Genomic DNA, 11982 nt, shown 5'->3' with positions numbered 1-11982 from the left:
TTAGGGTGTGGGCGTGAGTTCCCGACGCGAGCCGCCGCCACCTCCGGAACCGTTGGCGCCGCTGGTGGACGCCCACACGCACCTCGATGCATGCGGTGCCTCCGACGCCGACGACGTGCGCGCGATCCTCGACCGCGCCGCCGCCGTCGGCGTTACAGCGGTGGTCACGATCGCCGATGACATGGCCTCGGCGCGGTGGGCCACCCAGGCCGCCGATTGGGACCCTCGCGTCTACGCCGCCGTCGCGCTGCACCCGACGCGCGCCAACGCCCTCGACGACGAGGCGCGCGCCGAGCTCGAGCGGCTCTCTGCGCACCCCCGGGTCGTCGCGGTCGGAGAGACAGGGATGGACATGTATTGGCCCGGCAAGCTCGACGGCTGCGCCGAGCCGGCCGAGCAGCGGGAGGCCTTCGCGTGGCACATCGAGCTGGCGAAACGCGCGGGCAAGCCGCTGATGATCCACAACCGTGAGGCCGACGCGGAGGTGCTCGACGTACTCAATGCGGAGGGGGCGCCGGAGACGGTGATCTTCCACTGTTTCTCGTCGGGGCCGGACATGGCGCGCGCGTGCGTGGACGCCGGATGGCTGCTGAGTTTCTCCGGCAGCGTCAGTTTCCGCAACGCCCGAGAAATTCGCGAGGCGGCCCGATTGGTGCCGCCTACACAAGTGCTCGTCGAGACCGATGCGCCGTTCCTGACCCCGCATCCCTACCGCGGTGCACCGAATGAGTCGTACTGCCTTCCGTACACTGTGCGAGCGTTGTCCGAGGTCGTAGGGCGTCCCGCCGAGGATCTGGCGCACGAGACTTCGCAGAACGCCGCACGAGCCTACGGATTGCGCAGCTAGACGAGTTGCTGGCTCTTGGGGATTTCGTTACCGTCCTGTAATAGAAGCGGTTCGGCGGCGACGGTTCGCGCCTGCGGACCAGATAGCTCAGATAGTCGGGGATACGACGCTCTTGAATGCCTTGAATAAGCTCGATGAAGCACGCTCACCGATGCTGCGATTCGTCCTTGCGGCGACGCTGCTGGCCTTGACGTTCGCCGGTGGATACGCGGTATCGGCCCACAAGACGTTGACGCTGACGGTCGACGGCGCCGCCACGACGGTGTCGACGATGAAGTCGCACGTGCTCGACGTCGTCCGAGAAAACGGCTTTGACGTGGGCGAACGCGACGATCTGTACCCCGCGGGCGACCAGGACGTGCACCAGTCGGACACCATCGTGCTGCGGCGCAGTCGGCCCCTGCAGATCTCCCTCGACGGGCAGAACAGCCGCGAAGTATGGACCACGGCGTCCACCGTGCAGGAGGCGTTGGCACAGCTCTCGATGACCGACACCGCACCCGCAGCGGCCTCGCGTGGCAGCCGCGTACCGCTCGAGGGAATGTCCCTTCCGGTGGTCAGCGCGCGCACGGTGCAGCTCGACGACGGCGGGGTCGTCCGGACGGTAAAGCTCGCTGCAGCCAACGTGGCGGGTTTGCTCGAGGCCGCGGCCGTGCCACTTCTGCAAAGCGATTCCGTCGAACCCGCCGCGAGCTCGCCAGTAGTCGATGGCATGGTTATCAAGGTGACGCGCATTCGTGTCCAGAAGGTGACTGAGCAGATGCCGTTACCTCCGGCGAACAAGATCGTGCCGGATCTCACACTGAACATGAGTCGTCAGATCGTCGACGATCCTGGAACACCTGGGCTGCAGACCGTGACGTTTGCTGTATCTACAGTCAATGGTGCAGAAACGGGTCGGCTGCCAGTAGCCAATGTCGTGCTCACGCCCGCTCAGGAGGGGGTTTTGCGGGTCGGTGCGAAGCCCGGAACCGAGGTGCCGCCGGTGTCGAATGGGCGCACTTGGGACACCCTCTCGCAATGCGAAGCAGGTGGTAACTGGTCTATAAACACAGGCAACGGTTTTTACGGTGGCGTGCAATTTGATCAAAATACCTGGGAGCGCAACGGTGGTTTGAGGTATGCTCAGCGTGCGGATCTGGCTACGAGAGAAGAACAGATCGCAATTGCTGAGGTAACACGGGCGCGTCAAGGATGGGGCGCCTGGCCGGTGTGTTCTGGAAGGTTGGGGGCGTCCTGACGATACGACTTCTCGGTCGGACCGAGATACGGCATCTGGCGAAGGAACTCGACTTCCGCCCGCGTAAGGCATATGGCCAGAACTTCGTGCACGACGCGAACACTGTTCGTCGCATCGTGTCGGCTTCGGGCGTCAACCGCCACGATCATGTGCTCGAGGTCGGCCCCGGACTCGGGTCCCTGACGCTCGCGCTGCTCGACCGTGGCGCCAAGGTGACGGCCGTCGAGATCGATCCCGTGCTCGCGCGTCAACTCCCCAAGACGGTCCAAGACCACTCGCACAGCGAGATCGGCCGGCTGACGGTGTTGCACAGCGACATCCTCAAGATCGCTCCGTCTGACCTGGCCGAACCGCCGACCGCACTGGTCGCGAACCTGCCCTACAACATCGCGGTACCCGCACTGCTGCATCTGCTGGCCGAGTTCCCGTCGATCCGCACCGTCATGGTGATGGTTCAGGCCGAGGTCGCCGAGCGGCTCGCCGCCGAGCCCGGTGGCAAGGACTACGGCGTCCCCAGCGCCAAGGTGCGCTTCTACGGCAAGGTTCGTCGCCACGGGATGGTGTCGCCGACGGTGTTCTGGCCGATTCCGCGCGTGTACTCCGGGCTGGTGCGCATCGACCGCTATGAGACATCGCCGTGGCCGGTCGAGGACGGCTTCCGCAGCAAGGTGTTCGAGCTCATCGACATCGCCTTCGCGCAGCGGCGCAAGACGTCGCGCAACGCGTTCGCCGAGTGGGCGGGCTCGGGCAACGAGTCGGCCGAGCGGCTGTTGTCGGCCAGCATCGACCCGTCGCGCCGCGGCGAGACGCTCAGCATCAACGACTTCGTGCGGCTGTTGCAGCGCTCGGGCCAGTGGGATCCCGAGCACCCCGCCGACGAGCAGCACGTCCGCGTCTTCTGAGCCAAACCGGTTGAGCCCCATGGCGATTACGCCGTGGGGCTCAATTGTTTTTGTGGCTTAGCTCAGGGCCCTGGTGGCGATGGCGATGAATTCCCCGCACGTGTCGTACCGCAGCTCGGGATCCTTGGCCATCGCCTTGGCCAGGATGGAGTCGAATGCCCTTGGTATCCAATCGATTTGGTGTGAAAATCGGGGAACTGGGTGGTTCAGGTGATCCTCGATCAGCGCCATGGCGGTGTGGGCGGTGAAAGGCGGTGAGCCGGTGAGCAATTCGACCAGCGTGCACGCCAGTGCGTACTCGTCGGCGGCGGGCGAGGGGGGACGGCCGCGCAACACCTCGGGCGCGCTGTAGGGCAGCGAGGCCTCCACGTGCGTCAGGCGGTGGCCTGCGTCCTGCGCCACCGAACGGGCCACGCCGAAGTCGATCAGGATCGCGCCGCCTGCGGAGAAGTCCTCCGCGAGCAGAATGTTCGTCGGTTTCACGTCGCAGTGGACGACGCCGCGTTGGTGTGCGTAGTCGAGCGCGCCGGCGATCTGGCTCAGCGCGACGAACACGTCGGGCCGCTCGGTGAGGTTGGTCGAGCCGCCGCCACCGATCAACTCCATTGCGAGCCACGCGGGTCCGCACTCGAGCATGGTCACGATGTGGGGATGGGCGAGCTCATTGGCAAAGTCGAACTCGCGCCGCAGGCGGGTGAGGTGAGGGGCTTCCTGGTGGTAGTCGTCGAGCACCTTGAGGGCAACCATCACCTCGGGTGACGTGACCCGGTGCGCTCGGTAGACCGTTGCGGATCCGCCGTGGCCAACGACACCGTCGACGACGTAGTCCTCGTAGCGATCCATGGGGACGAGCACACCTTCAGCGTAGGGTCCGCGGCGGTCCTGCACTCGTCGAGCACCGCCGGGTTGTGATCCTTGACACACCCGCCGAGCAAACACTAGCGTGAGGTTCCTGTGTATCGGGACCGCATGGTGCCGAGCGGCGGGATCAACGAGGGGTATCTCACCACTTCAATTCCGGTTCCGCGTTTCTGTCTGCCGTCCCGGCGATACTGTCGTGTCGTGCCTGCATCGGACGGAAGTACCGCGTCAGAGTGGGTGCCCACTGGTTCGGTAACGGTGCGCGTGCCAGGCAAGGTCAACCTCTACCTGGGCGTCGGGGAGAGCCGGGACGACGGCTATCACGAACTCACCACCGTCTTCCACGCCGTTTCGTTGTTCGACGAGATCACGGTCCGCAACGCCGACGTGCTCTCGGTGGAACTCACCGGCGAGGGCGGTGACGACGGGACACTGCCGACCGACCGCCGCAACCTGGCGTGGCAGGCCGCCGAGCTCTTGGCCGAGCACGTCGGACGCGCGCCCGACGTCGCGATCTCCATCGAGAAGTCCATTCCCGTGGCAGGTGGGATGGCCGGTGGCAGCGCCGATGCGGCCGGCGCGCTGGTGGCGATCAACGCCCTGTGGGAGTTGGGCGTGCCGCGCCGCGATCTGCACGCCTTGGCGGCGGAACTGGGTAGCGACGTGCCGTTCGCGTTGCACGGCGGGACCGCGCTCGGCACTGGCCGCGGTGAGCAGCTGGCTACGGTGCTGGCCCGCAACACCTTTCATTGGGTGTTGGCGTTCGCCGAAGGCGGGCTGGCCACGCCCAAGGTGTTCGCCGAACTCGACCGACTGCGCGCCGACCCCGACCGCGAACAACCGCCGTGGCTCGACGATCCGGAGCCGCTGCTCGCCGCACTGGCCTCCGGCGACGCCGCGCAGCTGGCGCCGCTTCTTGGCAATGACCTTCAGGCCGCCGCGCTGAGCCTGGACGGCCGGCTGCGTCGCACCCTGCGTGCGGGTACCGACGCGGGCGCACTGGCCGGCATCGTGTCCGGCTCCGGGCCCACGTGTGCCTTCCTGTGCGGCTCGGCGTCGTCGGCGATCGACGTCGGCGTTCAACTGGCCGGTGAAGGGGTGTGCCGCACTGTGCGGGCCGCCAGTGGGCCCGTGCACGGGGCTCGCGTGGTCCCGGCGCCGTCACGCACGGTGTGACGTTCGAGCGCTCGCGGGAGTGTGACCCACGCCTCATTTCGCCGGAGAGTTTGGAGGTTACTTAAGAGTCTCTTAAGATGATCGACGGTGAATGCTAGCGGTCACGCGTCCTACGCCACGGCATCTCCCACCGGTCAACTCGGTGGGGGCATGCGCGACGCCAGCTGCGGCCCCGACGGTTTCGCCCGGACAACGTCGTCCCGGTTCGCTGGAAGATCACCGATTCGTGACGAAACCGCTTCCCAACTGTGTGCGCGCGCCTCTTCAAAAGCGCGCGTGAACAGTTGGAGCATGGAAGACCGAGACGAACTGGCATTGGCGCCTGACCTCAGGAGACTGTCGTGAGCAGATTTACCGAGAAGATGTTTCACAATGCCCGCACCGTCACGACGGGCATGGTCACCGGTGAACCCCACGAACCCATTCGCCACACGTGGGGCGAGGTTCACGAGCGTGCGCGTTGTGTCGCAGGCGGCCTGGCCGCGGCCGGGGTCGGACCCGGCGACGCCGTAGGCGTGCTGGCGGGCTACCCCGTCGAGATCGCCCCCACCGCGCAGGCGTTGTGGATGCGCGGCGCGAGCCTGACGATGCTGCACCAGCCAACCCCTCGTACCGACCTCGCCGTGTGGGCCGAGGACACCATGAACGTCATCGGCATGATCGAGGCCAACGCCGTGATCGTCTCCGAGCCGTTCCTGGTCGCCATCCCCGTGCTCGAGGAAAAGGGCATCAAGGTGCTCAAGATCACCGACCTGCTCGAGGCCGAGCCGATCGACCCCGTCGAGACGGGTGAGGACGACCTCGCGCTGATGCAGCTGACGTCCGGCTCGACGGGATCTCCCAAGGCAGTGCAGATCACGCACCGCAACATCTACTCCAACGCCGAGGCGATGTTCGTCGGCGCCCAGTACGACGTCAAGACCGATGTCATGGTCAGCTGGCTGCCCTGCTTCCACGACATGGGCATGGTCGGATTCCTGACGATCCCGATGTACTTCGGTGCCGAGCTCGTCAAGGTCACCCCGATGGACTTCCTGCGCGACACGCTGCTGTGGGCCAAGTTGATCGACAAGTACAAGGGCACCATGACGGCCGCCCCGAACTTCGCGTACGCGCTGTTCGCCAAGCGGCTGCGCAAGCAGGCCGAGCCCGGGCAGTACGACCTGTCGACGCTGCGCTTCGCGCTGTCCGGCGCCGAGCCCGTCGAACCGGCCGACGTCGAGGACCTGCTGGATGCGGGCAAGCCGTTCGGGCTGCGGCCGGACGCGATCCTGCCCGCGTACGGCATGGCCGAGACGACGCTGGCCGTGTCGTTCTCCGAGTGCGGGGCCGGACTGGTGGTCGACGAGGTCGACGCCGACCTTTTGGCCGCGCTGCGCCGCGCCGTCCCGTCCACCAAGGGCAACACCCGGCGGCTGGCCTCGCTCGGCCCGCTGCTGCAGGATCTCGAGGCCCGCGTCGTCGACGAGAACGGTGAGGTGATGCCCGCCCGCGGCGTCGGCGTCATCGAGCTGCGCGGCGAGTCGCTGACCCCCGGCTACATCACGATGGGCGGCTTCCTGCCGGCACAGGACAAGCATGGCTGGTACGACACCGGCGACTTGGGCTATCAGATGGAGAACGGCCACATCGTGGTGTGCGGCCGGGTCAAGGACGTCATCATCATGGCGGGCCGCAACATCTACCCGACCGACATCGAGCGTGCCGCGGGCCGCGTCGAGGGGGTCCGGCCCGGTTGTGCCGTCGCCGTCCGCCTCGACGCCGGACACTCGCGCGAAACCTTCGCCGTCGCAGTCGAATGCAACGCCTGGCAGGATCCGGTCGAGGTGCGGCGCATCGAGCACCAGGTCGCGCACGAGGTCGTCACGGAGGTCGACGTGCGGCCCCGCAACGTCGTCGTGCTCGGGCCGGGCACCATCCCGAAGACGCCGTCGGGCAAGCTCCGTCGCGCCAACTCGGTCTCGCTCGTCACCGGGTAGCGCGACCTTTTCTTCCGCGAGCGCGCGTGTCTGCGGCCGACACGCCGGTGACACGCGGGAGTTTGCGTGCGCTCGCGGCGTCGACCGCGCAGGAAATGCAATGGCGGCCCGTCGGTGGCGGTCGATAACGTGGGGGCCATGACCGACGGCCCCGCGATCGAGGCGATCGAACTCGTCAAGTGCTTCGGTGACAACCGTGCCGTCGACGGGGTCAGCTTCTCGGTGCCGCAAGGCTCGGTGCTTGGCCTGCTGGGACCCAACGGCGCGGGCAAGACCACCACCGTGCGGATGATGACGACGCTGTCGCAGCCCACCAGCGGGACGGCGCGGGTGGCCGGTTACGACGTGCGTACCCAACCAGACATGGTCCGGCGCAACATGGGGCTGACGGGACAGGCCGCGACAGTCGACGAATTGCTCACCGGCCGCGAGAACATCACGATGATCGGCGGGCTGTACGGCATCGGGCGCAAGGACATCAGACGCCTCGGTGATCAGCTGCTCGAGCAGTTCGACATCGTCGAGGCCGCCGACCGGCCGGTGAGGTCGTACTCCGGTGGCATGCGACGCAGGCTCGACCTCGCGGTCAGCCTGATCGCGTCGCCGCCCGTGTTGTTCCTCGACGAGCCCACCACCGGGCTGGATCCGCGCAGCCGCAGCGACCTGTGGGAGGTGTTGCGCGGCTTGGTCAAAGGCGGCACCACCCTGCTGCTCACCACGCAGTACCTCGAGGAGGCCGACCAGCTGGCCGACCACATCGTCGTCGTCGACCACGGGCGGATCATCGCCGAAGGCACCCCGTTGCAACTCAAGCAGCAGGCGGGCAATTCCAGCCTGGTGGTGACCATGTCACACGCTGCCGACCTGCCCGCGGCCCGCGACCTGCTCGCCAAGACGGGGGCCGAGGTCCACGTCGACGTCGGCGCGCGGCAGCTCACCGCGGCGGCCGAGGGCATCGCCGAGCTGACCAGGGTGGCGGGCTGGCTGCAGGAGGCCCGCATCGAGGTCGACGACATCGGGCTATCCCGGCCCAGCCTCGACGACGTGTTCCTTTCGCTCACCGGCCACCGCGCCGAGGACGACACCGCCGAGGAGGTCGGCGCGTGACCGCCGTCGCGAACAAGCCCGCAGTCGACACGTCGCGGCCCGCCACGCGCAACACCACCATCGTGCAACAGTCGTGGATCATGGTGAAGCGCAACATGATCCACACCAAGCGTATGCCGGAGATGCTCAGCGACGTCACCGTGCAGCCCATCATGTTCGTGCTGCTGTTCGCGTTCGTGTTCGGTGCGTCGATCGCCAACACCGGCGGAGTCTCCTACCGCGAGTTCCTCCTGCCCGGCATTCAGGCGCAGACCATCGTGTTCACCGCGTTCGTGGTCGCGTCGGGTATCACTGCCGACGTCGAGAAGGGCATCATCGACCGGTTCCGGTCGTTGCCCATCCGGCGGTCGTCGGTGCTCATCGGCCGCAGTGTCGCGTCGCTCATCCACTCGTCGATCGGCGTGGTCGTCATGGCCATCACCGGGTTGTGCATCGGGTGGCGCATTCGCGGGGGCGTCGCAGAAGCCGTGCTCGCCTTCGCGTTGATCCTGGTCTTCGGGTTCGGGATGATCTGGTTCGGCATCCTGATCGGCTCGGTGATGCGGTCGGTGGAGGCGGTCAACGGGGTGATGTTCACCGTCCTGTTCCCGATCACCTTCCTGGGCAACACGTTTGCGCCCACCGAGCCGATGCCCAAGTGGCTGCGGGTGATGGCTGAGTGGAACCCGGTGTCGTCGCTGGCGCAGGCCATGCGCGAGTTGTGGGGCAACGGCCCGGTGGCGCCGCCGGATGCGCAACTGCCGCTGCATCATCCGGTGCTGTCGACCATCCTGTGGTCGCTCGCGATGACCGCGGTGATCGCCCCGTTCGCGCTGCGCGCCTACGCGCGCCGCACGACGGACTAGGACGCGCTGGGATGTCCTAGGCCCATCCGTTCGTAGACCCGCCACACCGCCGACTCGTGTTCGACGCGGCCCAGAGTGCCTGCGTCGTGCCTGGCGTCGGCGTCGGTCAGGAGGTGGGCCAACGTGCGTAGTTCCTCGAACTGCTCGGCGGAGGCCGCGTCGTCGACGCCGAGCATCCGCAACACGGTCAAGGACCGGACCTCGCCGCGCGTGTCGCCGGCCAGGGCCATCGCGACCAGGCCCGCCAACACGGTCAGACCCGTCGAGACAGCCAGTGCGAGACCGGGACCGACCGTCGGCATCAGGACGATCTCCGCCACCAGCCATGCCGCGATGCCCCAAACCGGGTAGGCCCGCCAGATGCGCAGCAGAATCCGCTGGTCGCGGGCGATGCCGGGCGGGAACACGACCAGGCGATATCGGGTGACGCCGTAGCGCCCTGCCGCGACGTCCAATGAACCCCACGTACGCCCGCCGTCGAGCAACCGCTCCAACAGCGGTGGGCGCGTCGAATGATCCAGTCGAGTCATACATTCAGGTCTACGCCCGTCCAGCCGCGTTGGCCGCTGTCCATACGCGATCCTTACGCCTCGGAGTTCGATCTTGACGATTGCTGAATATAGTTGACTATACTCAGCGCCATGAGCGACAAATTCCCGTCACGCCTGGCCGACCATCCGACGGTGCGCAAGGTCCGCGGCCGACGCACGCAGCGGCCCGGGCCGCTCGACGCGGATTGGCTGCGCCGGATCTGCCTGGAGGCCGGTGCGGACGACGTCGCGTTCGCCAGCGTCGACAACCCCGACCTCGCTGGCGAGCGCGAGCACGTCGATGCGGCGTTGCCGGGAACGCAGAGCTACATCTCGCTGGTGGTGAAGATGAACCGCGACAACGTCCGCTCGACCGCGCGCAGCGTGGCCAATCAGGAGTTCCACCGCAGCGGCGAAATCATGAACGAGGCAGCCCATCGCATCACCCGGGCACTGCAGGACGCGGGCTACCGCGCGGTCAACCCGTCGATGTCCTTCCCGATGGAGATGGACAAGTTCCCCGGTCGCATCTGGGTGGTTGCGCACAAACCGGTTGCGGTGGCCTCGGGCCTTGGCGTGATGGGCATCCACCGCAATGTGATCCACCCGAAGTTCGGCAATTTCATCCTGCTCGGCACCATCCTGGTCGCCGCCCCGGTCAGCAGTTACGGTGAGCCGCTGGACTACTCGCCGTGCCTGGAGTGCAAGCTGTGTGTCGCAGCCTGTCCGGTCGGAGCGATCGGCAAGAACGGCGAGTTCGACTTCGTCGCCTGCTCGGTGCACAACTACCGCGAGTTCATGGGCGGGTTCACCGACTGGGCGCAGACCATCGCCGACAGCGAGGACGCGGCCGACTTCCGCTCGCGGGTCAGCGATTCGGAGAACGCCTCGATGTGGCAGAGCCTCTCGTTCAAGGCCAACTACAAGGCGGCCTACTGCCTGGCGGTGTGCCCGGCAGGCGAGGACGTCATCGAGCCGTATCTCGAGGACCGAAAGGGGTTCGTCAAGCTGGTCCTGAAACCGTTGCAGGACAAGGAGGAAACCCTCTACGTGCTGCCGGACTCGGACGCCAAGGCGCATGCCGAGAAGCGATATCCGCACAAGAAGGTCAAGGTCGTCGACAGCGGAATCCGCGGCCGCTGAACCCCGCGAGCGCGCGCAAACTCGGGGTTTCGCTCGGCGTGTCGCCCGCAGACACGCGCGCTCGCGGAAGAAAACGCCCTAGCCCCAGGCGTGGACGGTGTTCTGCGCGGGCTCCAACCCAAGCTGGACGAGCAGTTCGGTGGCGTCGGCGGACTGCTCCACGATGGTTCCGAGCTCGGGGCGTTCCCGCGAGTTGAAGTTCTCCAACACGAACGACGCCCCGGACTGCCGCCCAGGCGGCCGGCCGACGCCGATCCGCACCCGCTGAAAGTCGTTGGTACCCAACGCGGACGCCACCGACCGCAGCCCGTTGTGGCCGGCCACCCCGCCGCCGGACTTCAGCCGGATGCGGCCGAAGTCGATGTCGAGCTCGTCGTGCAGCACGATGACGTCGGCGGGTGCGACCGAGTAGAACTTGGCCAGCGGCCCAACCTGGCGACCGGACTCGTTCATGTAGGTGCGCGGCTTGGCCAGCACCACGGACTTGTCGCCGAGCCGGCCCGTCGTCACCTCGGCCCCCGACTTCTTGTGCACCTTGAAGCCCGAGCCGATGCGGTCGGCAAGGACGTCGGCAACCAGGAAACCGAGGTTGTGCCGGGTGGTGGCGTACTGCGGCCCCGGATTGCCAAGGCCGACCACCAGGAGCGGTTCGGCCATGGCGGGTCCGTCCTGTCCGATCTACTCGGACTCGGCTGCTGGAGCCTCGGCCTCGGCCTCGGCGGCCTCGTCGGCCTGATCCTCCACCGACGCGCCGCCGCCTTCGCTCTCGAGCTCCTCGGCCGTCGGCGCGTTGACGACGTTCACCACGAGCAGCTCGGGATCCGAAATCAGCGTGACGCCGTCGGGCAGTGGAACCTGGGCGGCGGTGAACTGCGTGCCTGCCGCGGCGCCCTCGATCGACAAGGTGAGGTGCTCGGGGATCGACATGGCGTCGGATTCGATCTCGATGCTGTTGCTCTCCTGGGTGACCAGCGTGTCGGGGCCTGCGTCGCCCTCGACGACGACGTTGACCTCGACGGTCACCTTCTCGCCGCGACGCACGATGATGAGATCGACGTGCTGGATGTTGCGGCGGACCGGGTGGATCTCGATCGACTTGGGCAACGCGAGCGCTTCCTTGCCGTCGACGTCGAGGGTCAGCACGGCGTTGGTGCCGAAGTTGCGCAGCACGGCGGCGAACTCGCGGGCCGGCAGCACCAGGTGCTGCGGATCGGCGCCGTGGCCGTACAGGACGGCGGGCACCTTGCCCTCGCGACGGGCCTGACGCGACGCGCCCTTGCCGGTCTTGGTGCGGACCTCAGCGGTCAGATTGTTCGCGGTGTGGGCCTTGGTCTTGGCCATGTCTTCTGCTC

At 67.1% G+C, this 11982-nt stretch carries 12 protein-coding genes; 8 read left to right on the top strand and 4 right to left on the bottom strand.

Going from position 1 to position 11982, the window contains the following annotated elements; genetic code table 11:
- Positions 1-13 precede the first annotated feature (13 nt).
- The 3 genes from SLQ33_RS14680 (at position 14) to rsmA (ending at position 2989) form a co-directional block, all read left to right on the top strand.
- Positions 14-847 carry a TatD family hydrolase gene (locus SLQ33_RS14680; protein ID WP_319454592.1) on the top strand — a complete coding sequence of 278 codons (834 nt, stop codon included), beginning with the start codon at positions 14-16 and terminating at the stop codon, positions 845-847.
- Positions 848-959: 112 nt separating this feature from the next.
- Positions 960-2087 carry a transglycosylase family protein gene (locus tag SLQ33_RS14675; RefSeq protein WP_319454591.1) on the top strand — a complete coding sequence of 376 codons (1128 nt, stop codon included), beginning with the start codon at positions 960-962 and terminating at the stop codon, positions 2085-2087.
- Entirely contained in the window at positions 2042-2989 is a 948-nt protein-coding gene (gene rsmA / locus SLQ33_RS14670) for a 16S rRNA (adenine(1518)-N(6)/adenine(1519)-N(6))-dimethyltransferase RsmA (protein WP_319454590.1), read from the top strand. The genes SLQ33_RS14675 and rsmA overlap by 46 nt, the downstream gene beginning before the upstream one ends.
- A 57-nt stretch (positions 2990-3046) precedes the next feature.
- Here rsmA and SLQ33_RS14665 read toward each other — a convergent pair whose 3' ends face one another.
- A complete protein-coding gene (locus SLQ33_RS14665) occupies positions 3047-3832 on the bottom strand; it encodes a serine/threonine-protein kinase (RefSeq protein WP_319454589.1) in 786 nt (261 codons plus the stop codon).
- 219 nt (positions 3833-4051) lie between these two features.
- Here SLQ33_RS14665 and SLQ33_RS14660 point away from each other — a divergent pair, with 219 nt between their 5' ends.
- From SLQ33_RS14660 to SLQ33_RS14645, 4 genes are all read left to right on the top strand, one after another.
- A complete protein-coding gene (locus SLQ33_RS14660) occupies positions 4052-5026 on the top strand; it encodes a 4-(cytidine 5'-diphospho)-2-C-methyl-D-erythritol kinase (RefSeq protein ID WP_319454588.1) in 975 nt (324 codons plus the stop codon).
- Between the two features lie 341 nt (positions 5027-5367).
- The gene (locus SLQ33_RS14655; protein ID WP_319454587.1) at positions 5368-7005 is read left to right on the top strand and encodes a fatty acyl-AMP ligase; all 1638 of its coding nucleotides are present in this window, start codon (positions 5368-5370) and stop codon (positions 7003-7005) included.
- A 138-nt stretch (positions 7006-7143) separates the two neighbouring features.
- The gene (locus tag SLQ33_RS14650) at positions 7144-8112 is read left to right on the top strand and encodes an ATP-binding cassette domain-containing protein (protein ID WP_319454586.1); all 969 of its coding nucleotides are present in this window, start codon (positions 7144-7146) and stop codon (positions 8110-8112) included.
- Positions 8109-8957 (top strand): ABC transporter permease, encoded by an 849-nt coding sequence (locus tag SLQ33_RS14645; protein WP_413467649.1) that lies wholly within the window; start codon positions 8109-8111, stop codon positions 8955-8957. The genes SLQ33_RS14650 and SLQ33_RS14645 overlap by 4 nt, the downstream gene beginning before the upstream one ends.
- On the opposite strand, the gene SLQ33_RS14640 is transcribed toward SLQ33_RS14645, so the two are convergent.
- Positions 8954-9487, bottom strand: coding sequence for a DUF6611 family protein (locus SLQ33_RS14640; protein WP_319454585.1), 534 nt, complete (start codon positions 9485-9487; stop codon positions 8954-8956). The two genes, SLQ33_RS14645 and SLQ33_RS14640, sit on opposite strands and share 4 nt — an antisense overlap.
- A gap of 111 nt (positions 9488-9598) precedes the next feature.
- Here SLQ33_RS14640 and SLQ33_RS14635 point away from each other — a divergent pair, with 111 nt between their 5' ends.
- Positions 9599-10630 (top strand): epoxyqueuosine reductase, encoded by a 1032-nt coding sequence (locus SLQ33_RS14635; RefSeq protein WP_319454584.1) that lies wholly within the window; start codon positions 9599-9601, stop codon positions 10628-10630.
- A 78-nt stretch (positions 10631-10708) separates the two neighbouring features.
- Here the strand turns inward: SLQ33_RS14635 and pth are convergent, their stop codons facing one another.
- Together pth and SLQ33_RS14625 are read right to left on the bottom strand one after the other, a co-directional pair.
- A complete protein-coding gene (pth, locus tag SLQ33_RS14630) occupies positions 10709-11287 on the bottom strand; it encodes an aminoacyl-tRNA hydrolase (protein ID WP_319454583.1) in 579 nt (192 codons plus the stop codon).
- A gap of 21 nt (positions 11288-11308) precedes the next feature.
- Positions 11309-11971 carry a 50S ribosomal protein L25/general stress protein Ctc gene (locus SLQ33_RS14625; RefSeq protein WP_319454582.1) on the bottom strand — a complete coding sequence of 221 codons (663 nt, stop codon included), beginning with the start codon at positions 11969-11971 and terminating at the stop codon, positions 11309-11311.
- Between the last annotated feature and the right edge of the window lie 11 nt (positions 11972-11982).

This window comes from Mycobacterium sp. RTGN6, from assembly GCF_033804605.1.
In the GTDB taxonomy this organism is placed as follows: Bacteria; Actinomycetota; Actinomycetes; order Mycobacteriales; family Mycobacteriaceae; genus Mycobacterium.
The sequence above is the reverse complement of the archived record's forward strand: the minus strand, read 5'-3'. Positions and strand labels throughout refer to the sequence as shown.